The 20,016-nt window shown below is 56.7% G+C and carries 18 protein-coding genes; 12 read left to right on the forward strand and 6 right to left on the reverse strand.

The annotated features are described in order from the left end of the window. Positions 1-38 precede the first annotated feature (38 nt). Positions 39-1,823, reverse strand: a complete 1,785-nt coding sequence (locus Q0955_RS10895) for a serine protease (protein ID WP_299424192.1) — start codon at positions 1,821-1,823, stop codon at positions 39-41. A gap of 164 nt (positions 1,824-1,987) precedes the next feature. Here Q0955_RS10895 and Q0955_RS10900 point away from each other — a divergent pair, with 164 nt between their 5' ends. Next, positions 1,988-2,917, forward strand: a complete 930-nt coding sequence (locus Q0955_RS10900) for a glycine--tRNA ligase subunit alpha (RefSeq protein ID WP_299424194.1) — start codon at positions 1,988-1,990, stop codon at positions 2,915-2,917. A gap of 5 nt (positions 2,918-2,922) precedes the next feature. On the opposite strand, the gene Q0955_RS10905 is transcribed toward Q0955_RS10900, so the two are convergent. Continuing rightward, complete coding sequence (locus Q0955_RS10905) at positions 2,923-3,561, reverse strand: MarC family protein (RefSeq protein ID WP_299424195.1); 639 nt, start codon at positions 3,559-3,561, stop codon at positions 2,923-2,925. Positions 3,562-3,668: 107 nt separating this feature from the next. Here Q0955_RS10905 and Q0955_RS10910 point away from each other — a divergent pair, with 107 nt between their 5' ends. From Q0955_RS10910 to glmM, 8 genes are all read left to right on the forward strand, one after another. Beyond that, the gene (locus tag Q0955_RS10910; RefSeq protein WP_299424197.1) at positions 3,669-4,196 is read left to right on the forward strand and encodes a DUF6446 family protein; all 528 of its coding nucleotides are present in this window, start codon (positions 3,669-3,671) and stop codon (positions 4,194-4,196) included. Positions 4,197-4,201: 5 nt separating this feature from the next. Beyond that, entirely contained in the window at positions 4,202-5,413 is a 1,212-nt protein-coding gene (gltS, locus tag Q0955_RS10915; protein ID WP_299424199.1) for a sodium/glutamate symporter, read from the forward strand. A 9-nt stretch (positions 5,414-5,422) separates the two neighbouring features. Then, positions 5,423-7,648 carry a glycine--tRNA ligase subunit beta gene (gene glyS / locus Q0955_RS10920; RefSeq protein ID WP_299424201.1) on the forward strand — a complete coding sequence of 742 codons (2,226 nt, stop codon included), beginning with the start codon at positions 5,423-5,425 and terminating at the stop codon, positions 7,646-7,648. A 137-nt stretch (positions 7,649-7,785) separates the two neighbouring features. After that, positions 7,786-10,278: a putative PEP-binding protein gene (locus Q0955_RS10925; RefSeq protein WP_299424366.1), complete on the forward strand. Its 2,493-nt coding sequence runs from the start codon at positions 7,786-7,788 to the stop codon at positions 10,276-10,278. 147 nt (positions 10,279-10,425) lie between these two features. After that, complete coding sequence (locus Q0955_RS10930) at positions 10,426-11,070, forward strand: cell wall hydrolase (RefSeq protein ID WP_299424202.1); 645 nt, start codon at positions 10,426-10,428, stop codon at positions 11,068-11,070. 128 nt (positions 11,071-11,198) lie between these two features. After that, positions 11,199-12,131, forward strand: a complete 933-nt coding sequence (locus tag Q0955_RS10935; RefSeq protein WP_299424204.1) for a dihydroneopterin aldolase — start codon at positions 11,199-11,201, stop codon at positions 12,129-12,131. A 38-nt stretch (positions 12,132-12,169) separates the two neighbouring features. Beyond that, positions 12,170-13,189 (forward strand): dihydropteroate synthase, encoded by a 1,020-nt coding sequence (gene folP, locus Q0955_RS10940; protein ID WP_299424206.1) that lies wholly within the window; start codon positions 12,170-12,172, stop codon positions 13,187-13,189. After that, a complete protein-coding gene (gene glmM / locus Q0955_RS10945) occupies positions 13,179-14,525 on the forward strand; it encodes a phosphoglucosamine mutase (RefSeq protein ID WP_299424207.1) in 1,347 nt (448 codons plus the stop codon). The genes folP and glmM overlap by 11 nt, the downstream gene beginning before the upstream one ends. Positions 14,526-14,529: 4 nt before the next feature. Here the strand turns inward: glmM and Q0955_RS10950 are convergent, their stop codons facing one another. The 3 genes from Q0955_RS10950 to ilvC form a co-directional block, all read right to left on the reverse strand. Next, positions 14,530-15,450 (reverse strand): DMT family transporter, encoded by a 921-nt coding sequence (locus Q0955_RS10950; protein ID WP_299424209.1) that lies wholly within the window; start codon positions 15,448-15,450, stop codon positions 14,530-14,532. Next, positions 15,447-15,800 (reverse strand): hypothetical protein, encoded by a 354-nt coding sequence (locus tag Q0955_RS10955; RefSeq protein WP_299424211.1) that lies wholly within the window; start codon positions 15,798-15,800, stop codon positions 15,447-15,449. The genes Q0955_RS10950 and Q0955_RS10955 overlap by 4 nt, the downstream gene beginning before the upstream one ends. Before the next feature lie 130 nt (positions 15,801-15,930). Further along, entirely contained in the window at positions 15,931-16,953 is a 1,023-nt protein-coding gene (gene ilvC, locus Q0955_RS10960; protein WP_299424212.1) for a ketol-acid reductoisomerase, read from the reverse strand. A gap of 131 nt (positions 16,954-17,084) precedes the next feature. Between ilvC and Q0955_RS10965 the strand changes: the two genes are divergently transcribed. From Q0955_RS10965 to Q0955_RS10975, 3 genes are all read left to right on the forward strand, one after another. After that, entirely contained in the window at positions 17,085-17,540 is a 456-nt protein-coding gene (locus Q0955_RS10965; protein WP_299424214.1) for an Lrp/AsnC family transcriptional regulator, read from the forward strand. After that, positions 17,537-17,992, forward strand: coding sequence for an Lrp/AsnC family transcriptional regulator (locus Q0955_RS10970; protein ID WP_299424215.1), 456 nt, complete (start codon positions 17,537-17,539; stop codon positions 17,990-17,992). The genes Q0955_RS10965 and Q0955_RS10970 overlap by 4 nt, the downstream gene beginning before the upstream one ends. A gap of 99 nt (positions 17,993-18,091) precedes the next feature. Continuing rightward, positions 18,092-19,210, forward strand: coding sequence for an aminotransferase class V-fold PLP-dependent enzyme (locus Q0955_RS10975; RefSeq protein ID WP_299424217.1), 1,119 nt, complete (start codon positions 18,092-18,094; stop codon positions 19,208-19,210). 106 nt (positions 19,211-19,316) lie between these two features. Here Q0955_RS10975 and Q0955_RS10980 read toward each other — a convergent pair whose 3' ends face one another. Further along, positions 19,317-20,015, reverse strand: coding sequence for a M50 family metallopeptidase (locus Q0955_RS10980; protein WP_299424219.1), 699 nt, complete (start codon positions 20,013-20,015; stop codon positions 19,317-19,319). Between the last annotated feature and the right edge of the window lies 1 nt (position 20,016).

The following is a 20,016-nucleotide window of genomic DNA, read 5'->3' on the forward strand; positions in this document are numbered from 1 at the left end:
AAGAGCCGCCCTTTGTTTTTTGAGGTGGTGGGAGCTGCTTACCAGCAGCTCACCAGAACCGTCATGTCGCTGGCCTGTTTGGTCAGGTCCTCCGGAGCCATGGACGCGCCATTGGAGGACAGGTCGGCTTGGATGCCTTCCTGCGCTAGTAGGGTGCGGATGGCGTCGCTGTTGACGGCGAAGTTCACTTCTTCCGGCAGTTGCTGCGCGGATTGCGCGTCGCGCGGCAGCAGCATGCCAAAGACGGAGCCGCCTGCGTCAAACACAGGGCCGCCCCAGTCGCCAGGCTGCACGTTCAGCGCCAGACGGGTGAGCTCTTGCTCGCCGCGCAGGCCTTTTACGTCGGCCAACTGGCCAAAGGTCAGAGTTGGCGCACCAAGGGCCCCTTCGTAGGAGTAGCCGGCAACAGCCACTTCGGACTGAATGCGCGGCGCGCCTTCCCGCAGGGTGGCGACGTCGATTGGCGCCAGCGAGGAGGTTGGGCTCAGGATTGCGATGCCGAGCGCTTCGTCGATCACAGACACTTGCGCGTCGTAGTCTTCCTCGATGGTGACCTTGGTGCAGTTCTGTACCGCTTCAGCAGTGGTTACAACGTGGCCTTTGCGGTCGATGAAGAAGCCGGAGCGGGACTGTTTTGGTTTGCGCACCTGCAGGCCGGAGATCAGGTCGATGTCCTGTGCCGTGTCGTCTCCGGCCGCTGGGTCCAACACGCCGCCGATGCGGGTGAAGCTGGCCTGCATCTCCCCGAGAATACGGGTGCGGCGCTCTTCATCGTTGGCAGGCCACACCAGTGTGAAGCCCTTGATTTGGCCTTCTTTCAAGGAGACCTCGGTGTGGCTGACGATGTTGGCGTTTTCACCCGTCAGAACAAAGCTGGACTTATTGCGCTCACGTGGACCGTCTAGCGGGACAATCTCAAGCGTCTGCATGATGTCATAGAGACCAAACAAGGTGTTCTGATCGCCTTCTTGGCTGATCAGCAGAACTTGTGCTGGAATGTTGCCGGAGGCTTGGTATTGCACAAAGGGATACTCGGAAGCGGCTTTTTTAACGGCACCCATGGGCACAATCATTTCGATGCCAGCGTCCAGATCACTAACCAATTGCAGGTTCATGCCTGCAAGAACGGCAAAGAATTGCTGGCGTAGCGTGTCTCGTTGCAGCGTGGTCATCACACCAGTCACGTCAAATCCGTTGTCAGCCTGCCAGTTGGACATGGAAGCACGTGTGCCACGACCAAAAGAACCGTCGATAGCGGAGTTGTAGTAGCCTGCCCACTTCAGCCATTCTTGTAGGGTTTTCTTTTCATCACGGGACAGAGCTGCTTCACTCGCGCGGGCCTCGCGCACAGTTTCGTCAGGCTGCTCGGGAATAACTGGCGCGACCTCTGCTTCCGTTGGTGTTTCTACAATCACCACCTGAGTTTCTTGTTGATCGCTTTGAGCCGGCTGCTGTCCGGAAAGAGCAGCTTGTGGGTTGGCCAATTGGTTGGCACCAACTGGCCAGAACTGGCTGCGATATTCGCGTGCGGTTGCCAGATAGGCGTCCACGGGAATCACGCCTTCAGAGCGGTAAACGCGCAACACGTTTTCCGCGTCTTCGCGGCGGTACGGCCCAACGGCGATGGCGTACCAGCCGCCCCCAAGGGTGAAACCGTTTACATCGTCCATACGCTGGGCGTAGGCGCGGATGTTTTCACTGGCTTGGGTTAAGCTGGGTTTGGCTTCGAGCTGAACCCAAACGATGTCATCGGAGGATTGGGCAGTGGCGGAGGTGACACTGAAAAGCAGTGCCACAAAAAGCGACAGAATAGTGCGCAGCATGTTGGTGGTAGTCCCTGAAACGCGTGACAATTGTTAATTAGAGGCCTTTTATCAGGTTCGGCGCAGCTTGCACTCATAATTTGGTGCGCTTCGTCAATGCCGCCATGTTGACCCCGTGCTAGCTTGCGCATAAGCAAGACCCGCGTTTGGAAAGGGCTTTCACCATGGCACATAGCGACAGCAAACCGCAGAGTTTCCAGGAGATCATCTTGCGGCTTCAGAATTACTGGGCCGAAAAAGGCTGCGCTGTTTTGCAGCCCTATGACATGGAAGTCGGCGCCGGTACGTTCCACCCGGCGACAACCTTGCGCTCCTTGGGCAGCAAGGCCTGGGCCGCGGCCTATGTGCAGCCATCGCGTCGTCCGACTGATGGGCGGTATGGTGAGAACCCGAACCGCTTGCAGCACTACTACCAGTATCAGGTGTTGATTAAGCCAAGCCCACCCAATCTACAGGAGCTGTACCTCGGCTCGCTGTCGGCGATTGGTATCGACATGGACATGCACGACATCCGCTTTGTTGAGGATGACTGGGAAAGCCCGACGCTCGGCGCGTGGGGACTTGGCTGGGAAGTGTGGTGTGACGGTATGGAAGTCAGCCAGTTTACCTACTTCCAGCAGGTTGGCGGCCATGACTGTCACCCGGTCTCCGGGGAGCTGACCTATGGTTTGGAGCGTCTGGCGATGTATGTGCTGGGTGTCGATCACGTGATGGACATGCCTTATAACGATCCACAATCAGAGATCGCTTTGACCTACGGCGATGTGTTCAAGCAAACTGAGCAGGAATACAGCCGCTGGAACTTTGACGTGGCCAACACCGATGTGCTGCTCAAACAGTTCGAAGAGGCAGAAGCGGAGTGCGGGAAAATCCTCGCGCAGGAGCACGTCGATCCGAAGACAGGTAAGCGCATTATCATGGCGCATCCGGCGTATGACCAGTGCATCAAGGCTTCTCACCTGTTTAACTTGTTGGACGCGCGCGGTGTGATTTCCGTGACCGAACGTCAAGCTTACATTGGCCGCGTGCGGGCACTGGCCAAGCAATGTGCAGATGCGTTTGTTCAGACAGAGGCCGGTGGCTACGCGGCGTGAGCCGTTTAAGCCAGACCGGGCAACAAGACTTTTGCGCCGTCGGCCACCATGCCGACGGCGATTGCAATCAGCACCATGCCCATCAGGCGGGTCATGATGGTGCGGGCGGTGTTGCTCAGGTAGCGGCCGATGTTGCCAGCGAAGTAGAACACCGCGGCGATCATCAACAAGACCAGAGCAACGCAGCCGGCGTAGATGCCCCAATCGGAGGGCTGTTGCACCTGTTGGGCATAGAGGATCAGGGTTGTGATCGTGCCTGGGCCAACCAACATCGGGAACGTCATGGGGTAAAACGCAATGTTGTCCGCGTCCGAATCGTGCATGACCTCGCGCTCCCGTTCGGTGCCATGGTGGGCCGTACTGCGCCGACCGTTGAGCATGACAAAGCCAATTTGCACCAACACCATGCCTCCCGCGACGCGGAAGGCGTCGACCGAGACACCAAAGAACTCAAGGATTGCGGTACCCGAGATCGCGATGATCACGCAGGACACAGCGGTGTAGGTGAGGATCTTGGTGGCGGCGCGGCGTTGTTCGGCTTGATGCAGGTCTTCCGTCAGGCCCAGGAACACGGGCAGGTTGATAAAAGGGTTCATAACGGCGAACAAAGCGCCAAACATGGCGATGGCGAAGCTTTCGGACATTTCCACCCCTTTGAAGGCCTGAAGAAATCACTTAAATCAGCGCCAACTGTGCCGTGGTCTCGTACAACGCGCAATAGAAACAATACCCGTTGGGGGAAGGTAAGAGCATGACTGGAAAATTGCTTGGAGGGCTAATTGTGCTGACAGCGTTGGTTGGCGGTGTCGCCATGTATTGGTTGCAGATCTATGGCTACTACGACGCGGTGCCAGCGTCGGACATGCAAGACGATGTGCAATTGACCCTTTTGGTGAACGGTCAGGCGGAGCCGATCCTCTATGAGAACTTTGAAGCGATCGACAGCGAGAGCTCACCAATCCGGTTTCGCGCGTGTTTCACCACTACAATGAGTGCTGGGATGCTGACGGAAACCTACGAGATGCTGGAGAAGGCCGAGCCGCGCAATGCGCCGGGCTGGTTTGAGTGCTTTGATGCCAAAGAAATTGGACAGTCGCTGGAGAATGGCGAGGCACTGGCGTTCCTAGGGCAGAAAGACGTGTTGTATGGCATTGACCGCATTGTGGCGATCCTTCCGGACGGGCGTGGGTTTGCCTGGAACGAAATCAACGCCTGTGGCGAGATTGCTTTTGACGGCAAGCGTTTGCCCGCGCATTGTCCTCCTCGACCAACGGAGTGAGCTTTATGGATCAGGTGTTTGTAGTCCCGGAAATGATCACGGCGACTTTGGGTTTTGCGGTGTTTCTGTTGGGCGCGCGCCTGACCCGCAAAGTGGCCTTTTTGCGAGAGTTTAATATTCCAGAACCTGTGACCGGTGGCTTGATAGCGGCAGCGATTTTTGCGCTGTTCACGGCGGTGTCGGGCATTGGTCTGAGCTTTGAGACAGCGGCGCGGGATTACTTTCTTGTGGTGTTTTTCGCCGGTATTGGCCTGAATGCTCGGTTGTCTGACCTGCTATCTGGTGGGAAAATTCTCGCGTTTTTGTTGATGTTAACACTGGGCACGATCATAGTCCAAAACGTCGTGGGCGTTGTTGGCGCAACCATGTTTGGTCTGCCTGCCCAATCCGGTGTGTTGTTTGGTTCCGCGGCGTTGATTGGCGGGCATGGCACAGCCATCGCCTGGGCGCCCAATGTGGCAACAGCCACGGGTTTGACCAGTTCTGCCGAACTTGGTGTTGCAATGGCCACACTAGGATTGATTGCAGCCTCTTTGGTGGGCGGGCCAGTCGCGAAGTTTCTTGTTGGGCGGTACCATCTGAAATCAACCCATGAAGGTGAAGGCGATGTTGTTGGGGTGTCGTTTGCAGAAGAAAACGATGCCACCGAGATTAGTCATGTAACCTTGATGCGGGTGATGCTCTCAATTCACGTGGCGATCATTCTCGGGTACATTTTGCACGAAGTGTTGGAAGAGATTGGGCTGATGTTGCCATTGTTCGTGCCGTGCCTGATTGTTGGCATTGTCTTGGGCAACTTGAGATTGTTGCTTGCCCCAAAGGCCCCCCCGGTTGCGCGAACGCCAACTTTGGCTGTGATCTCAGAGTTTGCGCTTGGAGTTTTTCTGGCAATTTCGCTGATGACCCTGGATTTTTCCACATTGAGCGGTGCTGGGCTCGCGATTATGGCGACCATTGGCGCGCAGACTTTGATAACTGTGGTTTTGGTTATTCTGGTGCTGTTCCCAATCCTTGGGCGCAACTATGATGCTGCCGTGCTGGCGTCTGGCTTTGCAGGGTTTTCGCTTGGTGCGACACCCACAGCCATTGCCAATATGACCGCTGTGACCAAGCGATACGGCCCTGCGCCCATCGCTTTTGTCGTTTTGCCCTTGGTTTCAGCCTTTTTTGTCGATATCGCGAACGCGATTGTCATCCAATCCATCGTGAACTTCTAAGGACCCGTCATGCCAGATCTGCTGATCGAACTTTTCTCCGAAGAAATTCCCGCGCGTATGCAGGCGCGGGCCGCTGATGATCTCAAGAAAAAGGTCACGGATGGTTTGGTTGAGGCCGGTTTGACCTACGCCCATGCGCGTGCGTTTTCGACGCCGCGCCGTTTGACCCTGGCGATTGAGGACCTTTTGGCGGAAAGCCCGACGGTCAAGGAAGAGCGCAAGGGGCCCAAAGTGGGCGCGCCAGACAAAGCCATCGAAGGCTTCCTGCGTGGTGCAGGTGTGTCGCGCGAGGACCTGGAAGAGCGCGAGACGCCCAAAGGAGCGGTGTTCTTCGCCTCCATCACCAAACCGGGCCGTGCGGCTTCCGACATCGTGGCCGAGGTTCTGGAAGACACCGTTCGCAACTTCCCATGGCCCAAATCCATGCGCTGGGGTGCAGGATCTCTGCGGTGGGTGCGCCCACTACATTCGATCCTGTGCATTTTGAGCGCTGAGGATGGTCACACGGTTGTGCCGCTCGATATTGACGGGATCAAATCTGGGGACACCACCGAGGGTCATCGCTTTATGGGCAGTGGTCGTTTCACCGTACACGGGTTTGAGGACTATGAGGTCAAGCTGAAGCGCGACCGCGTGATCCTGAACGCCGAGGAGCGGGCCGAAACCATCTGGAACGACGCCACCAACATGGCGTTTGCCCAAGGCCTGGAACTGGTTGAAGATAAAGGTCTGCTGGCCGAGGTTGCAGGTCTTGTGGAATGGCCGGTTGTCTTGATGGGGGACATTGCCGAGGATTTCCTTGGGCTGCCGCCCGAGGTGCTGCAGACCTCGATGAAAGAACATCAGAAGTTTTTCTCGGTAAAGAACCCAAAGACGGGTCGGATCGAAAAATTTATCACCGTCGCCAACCGCGAGACCAAAGACAACGGCGAGACCATTCTGGCGGGGAACCAGAAAGTGCTGTTTGCGCGGTTGTCTGACGCGAAGTTTTTCTGGGAAAATGACATTCGCGTGGCCTCAGCTGGGGCGGATGCGTGGCTTGAGAGCCTGAACAATGTGACCTTCCACAACAAGCTGGGCAGCCAGGGCGACCGGATCGCGCGCATTGCGGCGTTGGCGAGCGAAGTCGCTCCAGTAACCGGAGCGTCCTTTGGTGAGGCGGACAAAGCTGCGCGTTGGGCCAAAGCGGACCTGAGCTCCGAGATGGTTTATGAATTCCCTGAGCTGCAGGGCTTGATGGGCCGGTATTACGGCGAAGCGGCAGGGCATTCTGCAGCGGTTGCCGCAGCGGCAGAAGAGCATTATTCGCCGCTTGGCCCGTCTGATGACGTGCCAACCGCGCCAGTGTCGGTGGCGGTGGCCATGGCGGATAAGCTCGACACGCTGACAGGTTTCTGGGCGATTGACGAGAAGCCAACCGGCTCCAAAGACCCGTTTGCGCTGCGTCGTGCGGCGCTGGGCGTGATCCGTTTGGTTTTGGAGAACAACTTACGTTTGTCTCTTGATGCGCATGTGGATCGCCAATTGTTGCGCCACAAAGCGCATGAGACACAGGACGACAAGCTGGCGGCGGTTCTTGCCAAGGATTTGGAGCAAGAGATTGCGGAGCACGGTGTGCTGGGTGCTGTTGTGCACACGGTCAAAGCGGCCATTGATGGCGAGCTGCCGAAGCACATCGAGGCGCTACGCGATATCTTGCCAGATACTTCGACAGACCTTCTCTCCTTCTTCCACGATCGTCTCAAAGTCTATTTGCGTGAACAGGGCGTGCGACATGACGTGATCGACGCCTGCATTGCGATGCCAGGCAACGATGATCTCGCGCTGCTGGTTGCGCGGGCAAAAGCACTGCAGGATTTTGTCGGCACCGAGGATGGTGAAAACCTGCTGCAAGGCTTCAAACGTGCCAACAACATTCTGAGCCAGGCCGAAGAGAAAGACGGTGTGGAGTACTCTTATGGCGCAGATGTGAAATTTGCCGAGGACGATAGCGAGAAAGCGCTGTTTGCGGCGCTGGATGCTGCGGAAGGGGCGATTGCGTCGGCGATTAAGGCCGAAGACTTCGCTTCTGCGATGGGTACCATGGCCACGTTGCGCGCGCCGATTGATGCGTTCTTTGAGGCAGTGCAAGTGAACAGCGACAACGACATCGTGCGCCGCAACCGCTTGAACCTGCTGTCGCGCATTCGCGTGATCTGTCTTCAAGCTGCAGATTTGACTCGCGTCGAAGGCTAACTGCCTCAAAATTGTCGTGGCGGAACAGCAAAGGCTTGTTTCGTCGCGACGGCTGTCTATGCTGCATTGCACAACAAATAGGTGCCGCAGTGCAGCAAAGCGATCCGCATATCACCCTGATCACCCCTGATGCGCCGATGAGTCCCGCGACCCATGGCGGACGTGCTAAGTGTTTGCAGCGATTGGTGCGATTGGACCTACCGGTGCCAGAAACCGTGGCGCTGTCATTTGATGCGGTGCATGGGCTTGCGGCCGGTGAGCTACCGGATGTGGCACGTATGCTGGCGCCCTTTTCTGATGATCAGCTGTTGTGCGTGCGGCCCAGCTCCGAAGATCCGGATTGGGGTGGTCCCGGGGCGATTTTGAACATCGGTATAAATGATGTGTTGTTTGGAAAGCTGAGCGACAGCATCGGCGCGGAGGCAGCAACCAAGCTTTACCTGAAATTTATTCAGTCCTATTCGACCCATGTTGCGCGGCTGGATCCTGATATATTTGACGACCTGGATAGTGGTTCGGCAGATGCTGTGTCCGATTATCTGGCGGCTTATGAGGATGAGGCGGAAGAACCGTTTCCGCAATCTCTCGAAACCCAATTGATTGGTGTGTTGCGCTCCATGGCGAGGGCTTGGGAAGGCACAACCGCACGGTTATTGCGCCAGGCCAAAGGGGCGCCGGCGGATGCCGGACTTGGGTTGGTCATTCAAGCGATGGCGCTGGGCGTTGGCAAAGGCGAGAGTGGCAGTGGCGTGCTGCAGTTGGTGAACAGCGACACTGGATTGCCGCAAATCACCGGGCGTTACATGAGCCAATCTCAGGGACGTGACGCCATGCAGACCGGTGCCGCCGCGTTGTTTCTCAAAAAGGATGAGCGTGGGGCTTCCCTGGAAGAACAGGCACCGCAGGCCTTTGATCAGTTGATCGAGTTTTCCATTTTGATGCGCAAACGCTTGCGTGAAGAAATGCAAATCGAGTTCACGCTTGAAAACGGGAAACTCCGTATCTTGGACGGTGTACGCGTACAACGCAGCGCACGGGCTGCGGTGCGGATTGCGGTGTCTTTGGCAGAGGATAAGATCATACCGCGCGAAGAGGCAGTCATGCGGGTGGAGCCGCGTGCGCTGAACGAGCTGTTGCATCGTCAGGTCGATCCGGAGGCAGAACGGGATGTGTTGGGGACCGGTATTGCGGCCAGTCCCGGAGCGGCCACAGGTAAGATTGTTTTCACGGCGGCCGAAGCGCAGGCAAGCGCGGCCCGTGGCGAAGCCTGTGTGTTGGTGCGGCGGGAAACCAATCCCGAAGACATTCGCGGAATGCATGCTGCGAGTGCTGCTTTGACAGAACGCGGCGGTATGACCAGCCATGCGGCGGTAATCGGCCGTGGCCTTGGTTTGCCTTGTGTTGTTGGCGCGACGTCTATGCGCTTTCAAACGCGAAAGAAGCGCATCGTTGCTGCAGATGGACGGATTTTTCAGGAAGGTGACGTCATCACCGTGGATGGCACCAACGGGCAGATTTTGGCCGGTGCGCCCAAGATGCTGGAAGCGGCTTTGGACGACTCGTTTCAGACTTTGATGGAATGGGCGGATGAGAGCCGCGACATTGGGGTGCGCGCCAACGCGGATACGCCCGCCGATGCCAAAACCGCGCTGACCTTTCAGGCAGAAGGCATTGGCTTGTGCCGGACTGAACACATGTTCTTTGAAGCAGATCAGCTGATTGCGATGCGTGAAGTCATTTTTGCCAATGGGCCGGAAGATCGCAGCGTGGCATTGCAGGCGCTGTTGCCGATGCAGCGCGACATGTTTGTTGAGTTGTTTGAGTTGATGGACGGGCGGCCGTTGTGCATTCGTCTGTTTGACCCGCCGCTTCACGAATTTCTGCCGACGGATCGCGCGGGATTGCGCGATTTGGCGGAGGCATTGAACTTGCCGTTGTCGGATGTCACTCGACGTGTTGAAGCCTTGGTGGAATACAACCCAATGCTGGGCATGCGCGGTGTTCGGCTTGGAATTACGGTTCCTGAAATTCTTGACATGCAAGCTCGGGCGATCTTTGAGGCGACCTTGGATGCCTGTGGCGATGAGGATCCCGTGGTGCCGGAGATCATGATCCCGCTGGTATCGGCCAAGCGGGAGGTTGAGCTGGTCAAAACCCGCATTGATGCGATTGCGGCAGCGGTGAAAACCGAGCGTGGGCGAGATTTTGACTATCGGCTTGGCGTCATGGTGGAAACGCCGCGGGCTGCGCTGCGCGCAGAGGATATCGCACCTCATTGTGAGTTCTTCAGTTTTGGCACCAACGACCTGACCCAAATGACCTATGGTCTGTCACGAGATGATGCCGGGCGGTTTATGAGCCCCTATGTGCAGCAAGGTGTCTTTCCTGAGGACCCGTTCCACACACTGGATCAGGAAGGTGTGGGCGAGTTGTTGCGGCTTGGGGCTGAGCGGGGACGTCGCGCACAGCCCGGTTTGACGCTATCAGTCTGTGGTGAACATGGCGGTAGCCCCGAATCGATTGCCTTCTGTCGTGAGATTGGTTTGGACTATGTGTCCTGCTCTCCATTCCGGGTGCCCGTCGCCCGCTTGGCGGCGGCCCAATTGGCGATTGCGGATAAGCTACAATAAACTAAGGAAAAAATCGCTCTAAATTTGCTGAGTTTCTGCCACACCTTTGGTGCGGCATTGTGCATTAGTGGACCATTTACGCTTTTTCCTTTAAGAGACGCCTCGTTAACAGCTGCCAGGGGCGCCTTGCCCCGCCATGAGGTTCCGATGCGCCAACTGATTGTTAGTGTTATTGCATTTGCTTTGACTGCCGGTCTGGCTTCCGCAGAAGCGACTCCGTCCAACGTCAAAAACAAAGAGAAACCTCGCCAGCTGGTGCTGTTTGACGGCAAGTCCCTGCGCGACATTTTTGGCGCCAAGAAGAAACAAGCGCCAACCGAAATCAGCTACAGCCGGGCGTTTATTGATAGTCAGCCAAAGGTGGCGGAGGCGAATCGTACGGCGGAATGGCAGTGTCTTTCCGAAGCGTTGTATTTTGAAGCTCGTGGCGAAAGCGTGAAGGGGCAGTTTGCGGTGGCAGAGGTCATCATGAACCGGTCCAAACACGCCTCCTTCCCTGACAGTGTCTGTGGCGTTATCAATCAGGGCACTGCGAGTGGTCGCAAATATCAGTGTCAGTTCACCTATAACTGTGACGGAATTAGCAACAAAATCCGCGAGCACGGTGCGTATGAACGCGTCGGCAAAGTGGCGCAGCTGCTTTTGGACGGCGCGCCAAAACAGCTGACGGATGGCGCGACGCACTATCACACCAAAGCGGTGAACCCACGTTGGGCGCGCACTTTCCCGCGCACCACGACAATTGGGGTGCATCATTTCTACCGGATGCCGACGCGTCTTTCCCAAAACTAAGTCATTGCGCGAAATCGGGCGTTTCAGCGGCGTATTGCGCCGCTTTCCGCTATGGTTTGCACAGGGCGGGCCTGATAAAGCCTGCGCATACCCTTAAAAGGGGACAGACAACTGCGCGGACCTGACCTATGAGCAACGAAATTCGACTGGCCTTTGCCCACCCTTCGGAACGCGCGGAGGCGACGTCCGGATCTGATCCGCTGGATCGGATCTCTTTGCGGGATCATATTGTCGAAGTTGAGATTGGGGCGTTTCAGGCGGAGCGGGGTGCCACGCAGCGCGTGTGTTTTAATGTCGTCGTTGAAGTGCTACCGACAAACGCTGCGGTGGCTGATGATGATGTGGACCGCATCTTGTCCTATGACAAAGTTACGGAAGCGATCGCTTTTGAGTTGGCGGCAGAACGCCTAAATCTCCTGGAAACCTTGGCGGCACGGGTGGCTGACCGGGTGTTGCTTGAACCTCAGGCGCAGCGGGTTTTTGTTCGGATTGAGAAACTGGATCGTGGTCCGGGCGCACTTGGTGTGGAAATTGTGCGCTCTCGAAAAGCACATTTGTTGCCAGTCGAGACTTTGGTTGACGAAGAGCCAATAAAGCCGCGCGTAGTCTATGTCTCCAATGAAGCGCGGAACTCTGAAAATCTGCCTGGTTGGATCGACCAGCTTGAAGAGTCGGGTGTTCCGTTGATTTTATGTGTGGGCGCACCGGATGTGACGGCGCCGCAGACTAGTCAAGATCTGACACAGAGGCGTGTGGACCTGCTGGCGATAGAGCAAAATGCCTGGATGCTGGCGGCGCGAGACAAGCGGTGCGTGGTTGTGGATACGCGCACTGAGCTGGATTGGGCGATGAAGAATGGCCAAATTTGCGTGTGGGCGCCTTCTAAGATTGTGCTGGATGCAGTGGAAGGGCCGGATGCTCTGCCCAGCGATCCTCTGGGGCTTGCGTCGTGGTTCGCCGCTGAGATGCAGTCGGAAGCGTTTTGGGTCATTGGGGATGCCGACGTTACCGCAGGGGACACCGCAAGCCGGTACGTTGCGATCTCCCAGAAATCCCTTTGACTCTTGATTTTTGAGCCGGGTTTGCGCAAGCAGCCGATATGAAACTCTATTTTCGTCCCATCGCTCAAACCGATGCCGCGCGCCCCCAAAGTGCCAGAACATTGGCCGGTGGCTGGTGTTGGTTTACCCATGTTGAAGTGTTGCAACGTGGTCGTGCTGCGTATGTAACCCCGGTGACAGATGTTCCAGCTGACGTCCTGACACGGCTTTGCGCCGCGCGTGCCCCGATTTGTGGTTTGGATATGGGCATCGCTCATCTTATGGGGATTTTGAACGTGACGCCGGACAGCTTCTCGGACGGCGGGCAGTTCGACGGCGTTGCACCGGCTTTGCGACAAGCAGAGGCTATGGCTGCGGCGGGGGCGTGCCTGATCGACGTTGGGGGTGAAAGCACGCGTCCAGGTGCCGATTTTGTGCCGATAAAGGATGAGATCGCACGGACCGCGCCTGCTATTCGCGAGATTTCTGGCAGGCTAGATGTACCGATCAGTATCGACACACGTAAGTCTGAGGTGGCGCTTCAGGCTTTGTCAGCAGGAGCGTCACTGGTGAATGATGTGTCCGGGTTCACTTATGATCTGCAATTGGCAGAGTTCGCCAGAGCCGCAAGCGTTCCAGTTTGTGTGATGCATGCGCAAGGTGACCCGGCGACGATGCAGCAAAACCCAACCTATGATGATGTTTTGCTTGATGTTTATGACTTCCTTGAAACACAAGTTGAGCATCTGACATCTCGGGGAATTGCGCGCGACCAGATCGTCGTAGACCCCGGCATTGGCTTTGGCAAAACCCTTGCGCATAACCTTGCTTTACTGGCGCGACTGAGCCTGTTTCACGGTTTGGGCTGTCCCATTCTGTTGGGCGCGTCACGGAAGAAGTTTGTCGGCACCATCGGCAAGGCTTCGCTTGCACAGGAGCGGATGCCGGGCTCTGTGGCGGTTGCGCTTGAAGGTGTGGCGCAAGGCGCGCAAATTGTGCGCGTACATGACGTGGCGGAGACCCGTCAGGCTTTGAATCTGTGGCAGGCAGTGACGACAGGAGACTACAATGACGCGTAAATTCTTTGGAACCGACGGGGTTCGGGGCACTGCCAATATTTATCCAATGACTGCCGAAATGGCGCTGCGGATTGGGGCAGCCGTTGGCCGGTATTTCCGCAATGACGGCACCAACCAGCACCGGGTGGTGATTGGCAAAGACACCCGCCTCTCCGGTTATATGTTTGAGAACGCGCTGACCGCGGGTTTGACCTCCACCGGCATGAATGTGTTTTTGCTTGGCCCGGTGCCAACGCCGGCGGTCGGCTTGCTCACAACTTCCATGCGGGCCGATCTTGGCGTGATGATTTCCGCCAGCCACAATCCGGCCGATGATAACGGGATCAAATTCTTTGGGCCGGACGGTTTTAAGCTGTCCGACGAAGTTGAACTTGAGCTGGAGAAGTTGATTGAAAGTGGTGTGGAGCCTGCGCAAGCGCAGAATATTGGTCGGGCGCAACGGATTGATGATGGGCGGTTCCGCTACATTGAGCGGGTAAAAAGCTCCTTGCCACGTGATTTGCCTCTGCGTGGTGTGAAGGTTGTGATCGACTGTGCCAACGGTGCGGCCTACCGCGCCGCGCCGGAAGCTCTTTGGGAACTTGGGGCGGAAGTGATCACCGTTGGCGTCACGCCTAACGGCTACAACATCAACGAGAACTGTGGGTCTACCAGCCCGCGCACCGCGCAGGAAACTGTTGTTGCGCATGGCGCTGATGTCGGGATCTGTCTGGACGGCGATGCGGATCGCGTGATGATCATCGATGAGAAGGGCAAAGTGGCTGACGGTGATCAGATCATGGGGCTTCTGGCCAGCCAATGGGCAGAGCAAGGCCGCTTGAAAGGTGGTGCGCTTGTAGCCACCGTGATGTCCAATCTCGGCTTGGAGCGTTTCTTGGAAGGCAAGGGCCTACGGTTGGAACGCACGGCGGTTGGTGACCGGTATGTCGTGGAAGCGATGCGCAAAGGCGGCTTCAATCTGGGTGGCGAGCAATCCGGGCATATCGTGATGACGGATTATGCCACCACTGGAGATGGTCTGATGGCTGGTCTGCAGTTTCTCGCTGCGATGGTGGAAAGCGGAAAAAAAGCGTCTGAGCTGGCGCAGGTGTTTGAAACCGTGCCTCAGATGCTCAAGAATGTGCGCTATGGCGCAGGGCAGACACCGTTGGATGCTGATACTGTAAAGGCTGCGATTGCGGATGCGGAAGCAGCCTTGGTTGGGCAAGGGCGTCTGTTGATCCGTAAATCCGGTACGGAGCCGCTTGTACGGGTCATGGCCGAATGTGAGGATGCGCAGCTTTTGGAGCGCACTGTTGACAGTGTCGTGGATGCGGTTCAGGCAGCTGTGGCCTGATCCATCACACGGTTTTTGAGCCAAACAGGCGCTGCAAAGCGCCCAGTTGGCTTAATGCAACACCCGACAAAATTAGAAGTGTTGCCCACACCATGGAGCCTGGTAGCGCTTCTCCCATCAATGTGACACCAAACACCACCGACCAGAGCGGCACCTGATAATTGGTGAGGCTCATGAACACCGGACCAGCAGTGCGGATCACCATGATGCGCAACAATGTGGCACCAGCCGTGGGCACGAGGCCAAGCAAGGCAACCAATGCGAGGCCCTCAAGCGGCGGCATCGGAGGCGGGCCGTGCTGAATGAATGCCAACGGGATGACCATACAGCTGCCAAAAATCAGGGTTGCAGCGGCTAGGCCAACCGGATCGAGCGGTGGGAGCTTGCGCAGCACAATTGAGGAAACGCCGTAGCAACTCGCGGCCGCGAGGCAGGCAACTTGTCCCGCGGTTTCCAGTGGACTGTCGCTGGAAGCAAAGGCTGCAGGTCCAATCAGGACAAGCACGCCCGCAAAGCCGATGAGAAAGCCGAAGGTGCGGCGCAGGGTCATGCGTTCGCCTGGGACAAAGAAATGTGCAAGCGGCAGGACGATCAAAGCGACGGCGGCCATCGACACACCGGTGAAGGCCGAGGTGACGTATTGTTGCGCCCAAGCCAGCAGCATGAACGGCACAGCGGCACTAAACACCGAGACAAAACCCAATCTTGTCCAGTCCGTTTCTTGAGTGGTGAACATACGCCCCCCACGCAGCTGCCAAATCGCGATGGTGATCACCGCCGCAAAACCGATCCGGCCAGCGGCGACCCAAAAAGGTGGCATGTGGCCAAGCGCGAGTTTCTGCACCATGAACGTGCCACCCCAGATCAAGCCGAGCAGGGCGACCATAATCCAGCTCTTGATCGTGATCTCAGGAGTAGAGGTCATGTGTTACCTGCAAAAAGTGACAGAGCAAGAAATGTAAAAAGAGCAGCGTGCCCAAGGGTGACGAGGACGCCTGCGATCTTCCAGCCCAAAGGAGTAGGAACGCCGGGGCGAGATCGGGCGACAGCAACTGTCAGGGCAAGTTCGTACAGAGCCAACAATGCAGCCAATACCCCAGGAATGGCCTCATTGATTGGCAACACTAACAGGAGCGCCATGAGAGGTTGATGGAATAGGGCAGTCCCGTAGTTTCCGACCCAAAAAGTTTCTCCAGAGGGGCGTTCTCCACGCAACACTGCCTGCAACCATTTGGGGGTAAACAGGGTCACTTTTTTGTTTGTGTCGTTGGTCATGCAGGGGTCCCTTAATCAACGGATGGACCATGCTTCGTGGCGACGAAAAGGTCAAATAGGTGATTGGAAAGTGATAGCTTTAACCAAAAAAGGGGAGCCGAAGCTCCCCTTTTCCCAAGCGGAGAGCCGCTTAGTTTTTCGCTTTGTCGACCATTTTGCCAGCGGAGATCCAGGGCATCATGCCGCGCAATCTCTCGCCGGTGGCCTCGATCTGATGCTCGTCGTTTGCACGGCGAGACGCTTTGATGGTTGGTTGACCAACAGCGTTTTCCAGCATGAAGTCACGTACAAATTTGCCGGACTGAATGTCAGACAGAACGTCTTTCATGCGTGCTTTGGTTTCGTCGTAGTTCAGAATGCGTGGGCCGGTGACGTACTGACCGTATTCTGCGGTGTTGGAGATGGAGTAGTCCATGTTTGCAATGCCGCCTTCGTAGATCAGGTCCACGATCAGCTTCACTTCGTGCAGGCACTCAAAGTATGCCATTTCAGGGGCATAGCCGGCTTCTACCAGGGTTTCAAAACCACAGCGGATCAGCTCTACCAGGCCGCCGCAGAGAACGGCTTGTTCGCCGAACAGGTCGGTTTCGCATTCTTCACGGAAGTTGGTTTCGATGATGCCGGAGCGGCCGCCACCGATGGCAGAGCAGTAGGATAGGCCGATTTCCAGCGCTTTGCCGGTTGCGTCGGTGTCAACGGCCACGAGGCAAGGTACGCCGCCGCCTTTGGTGTATTCGCCGCGCACGGTGTGACCTGGGCCCTTAGGCGCCATCATGATCACGTCCACACCTTCTTTTGGCTCGATCAGGCCGAAGTGTACATTCAGGCCGTGGGCAAACGCGATGGCAGCGCCTGGCTTGATGTTGTCGTGGACGTATTTTTTGTAGGTTTCTGCCTGAAGCTCATCGGGCATGGTGAACATGATCACGTCACACCAGGCAGCGGCTTCAGCGATGCCCATAACTTTCAGACCTTCGCCTTCAGCTTTCTTTGCGGAAGGGGAGCCTTCGCGCAGAGCAACCACTACGTTCTTTGCGCCGGAGTCACGCAGGTTCAGCGCGTGGGCGTGACCTTGGGAACCGTAGCCCAGAATGGCAACGTTCAGGTCTTTGATCAGGTTAATGTCGCAATCGCGATCGTAATAAACGCGCATGATGGGCGCTCCTTTGACTGGTTTCTGGAGGCAGAATACGGTTTTTGAGGTGAGGGGCGACCATATTTGGCTGGTAATTCGCGTGATTTTGCGAGTATTCATTCTCAAAGAGGTAAAATTTCGGATAATTCATGCTCGATGATCTTGATCGCCGCATTTTGCGCTACATGCAAGCAGACCCGACTCAATCTGTACCTGATTTGGCAGATCAGTTGTCGCTGACCACGTCACGCCTGACGCGACGGGTGGAGAAGCTCAAGGAGGCGGGCGTGCTGCGCGGGCAGCGGGCGGTGATTGATTGGCAAGCGTTGGGGTATGCAGTAGAAGTTTCGCTGCGGGTGACGTTGGACAAGACACAGGCGCGGGCGTTTGATGAGTTTATAGGAGCTGCGCGCGGCATTCCTGAAGTCACGGAGATTCAAACCTTTTTGGGCCGAGTGGATGTGCGGCTTTCGGTGATTGCCAAAGATATGGGGCATTATCAGGAGGTGTATCGAAGCCGTATCCTGACCCTGCCGCATATCGCGGATATTGAATCACTCATGCATGTGGCGCGGATCAAATCAGATGAAAGCCTGCCGATATGATTGAGTTGGATGAGGTAGATCGTCGTCTTCTCAAAGCGTTAGCGGAAGATGCCACGCAGAACGCGGGCGCGTTGGGGCGGCGGTTTGGTCTGTCGCAGCCGGCGACGTGGCGGCGGATTAAGCGGTTGCAGGACAGTGGGGTGATTGCGGGGCGGAAGCTGGATCTGGATTATGAGAAGCTTGGCTTTGGCGTGACGGTGTTCCTTGGGGTGAAGCTGGCCACCAAAGGGCGGGTGAGTTTGGACGACTTTGAGCGGGCGGTTTCGGCCATTCCAGAGGTGCAGACGGTGGAACATGTGTTGGGTCTTTATGACTACCGGCTGCGGGTCACAGCGCGCGATATCTCTGATTTTGAACGGGTTTTGCGGCGTCGGGTGATGACTTTGCCGGGGGTGGGCAATGTGGAAGCCAATGTGTTGTTGAGCGAGGAACGACGGCCGGGACCGCTGTAAGCGCTTGATGGAAATGACGAAGGGTCTTGAAGGCTTTGGGTGATTGGTACGCGCGCTGCTTTGCGTTAGACCTTAGGTAACATGATAAGGAGTTTCCCGATGGCGCATGATGTCGATCCCGGTGGGTTGAGCGAGTTTTCCGTGGTGTTCACGGATCGGTCTTTGAACCATATGTCCAAGGCTTTTCAGCAGGTTATGCGGGATATCTCCGGCCTGTTGAAAGAGGTGTATAACGCAGACGCTGTGGCCTTGGTACCCGGTGGAGGTACCTACGGTATGGAAGCCGTGGCGCGGCAGTTTGCGGCGGGGCAGAAAACACTGGTGGTACGCAACGGGTGGTTCTCTTACCGCTGGAGCCAGATTTTTGAGGCTGGCGGGTTTGCCGCGGAGAGCACTGTGATGAAGGCGCGGCAGACTGGGAACGGGGCCACTGCGCCGTTTGCGCCAGCGCCGATTGCGGACGTTGTGGCGGAAATTCATAAGCAAAAACCGCAGGTTGTCTTTGCGCCACACGTGGAAACCAGCGCAGGTGTGATCTTGCCGGATGACTACATCAAAGCCATAGCTGAGGCCGCGCATGAGGTTGGAGCCTTGATGGTTCTGGACTGCATTGCTTCGGGCTGTGTCTGGATCGACATGAAAGCGCTGGGTGTGGATGTGTTGTGCTCTGCACCACAGAAAGGTTGGAGCGCGTCGCCGTCGGCTGGTCTGGTGATGATGTCGGATAAGGCGCTGGCAAGGTTGGAAAATACCCAGTCTGATAGCTTTGCGCTCGACCTGAAAAAGTGGCGGGACATCATGGTGGCCTATGAGAATGGCGGCCATGCCTATCACGCGACCATGCCAACGGATGCGCTGCGGGCGTTCCGCGATACGATGCTGGAAACCAAAGAATACGGCTTTGACAAGCTGCGTTTGGCGCAGTGGGCGCTGGGTGATGGTGTGCGTAACATGCTGAAAGGCAAAGGTATTCAGTCAGTTGCGGCAGATGGTTTTGGCGCGCCAGGCGTGGTGGTGAGCTACACCAGTGATCCGGGGGTTCAGAACGGCAGTAAGTTTGCGGCAGAGGGTATGCAAATTGCCGCCGGTGTGCCGCTGGCCTGTGATGAGCCTGAAGGCTTCATGACCTTCCGGCTTGGACTGTTTGGATTGGACAAACTGTACGACGTGGACGCGACAATAAATCGTTTACGAAATGTGCTTGATACCGTGATTTAGAACGTCGGTATCGCGTCTGTATTACGACTGTTTTGCGGAGGTGGCGTTTTTGGCGCTGCCTCCGTTTCATTTTGGTGTTTGTTTTGCAGAAATAGCCGAATGGGGGCTAAATCGTCTTTGTGCGGCGCAGCGCGATGTTGCTGTTTTGAGGCAATCCGTAGCGTAAGGTCAGGGCAATCACTGCGAGGCTGATCGCTAACCAAAGGCCGCCCCAAAGAAGTGTGGATCCGCCAACTTGTTCCGCCAGGATGCGGGCGTCAGAGCGCAAATGGGCGCGGCGGATAGTGTCGTCGAATATGTCGAGCGGCGCGTAGATCATGCTGCTGATGCCAATGGTGCGCAGGATCATGTCGTTGAATTCGAGGCTCATGTATCGGCTTGCCGCCAGCATGGCTGCGCCTGTCGCCAGTGTGAAGCCCAAGGCAAAGAGGTCGCGGACGTAGAAGGCGGCCACGGCGAGGGTGATTATGCCAAATCCTGCAAGGATTACGCGGTCCCAATGGGTGCGCAGCGCCAGGAGAAAAAGTGCCGCACCAATCAGCAGAGACCCGAGGTATCCGGCGGAGGTGATCCAGAACGGGCTGCCACCCAGCGCAGTGACATGGCCGCCTTCGTTGGCGTTTATGGTGAGGCTGAGAACCTCGCCGCCGGTGACTATTGCGGCGACTGCATGGGACAGCTCGTGCAGGAACACCGTGAGGATGCGCAGGGGCAATAACACATCGGTGTTCCAGAGGAGCGTGATCAGCACCGTCAGGATCAGAAGCTGCCAATGGTTGGTTACAAACGTGTGGAGGGCGCGCATC

It is taken from the genome of uncultured Shimia sp., assembly GCF_947493595.1.
GTDB lineage: Bacteria > Pseudomonadota > Alphaproteobacteria > Rhodobacterales > Rhodobacteraceae > Shimia.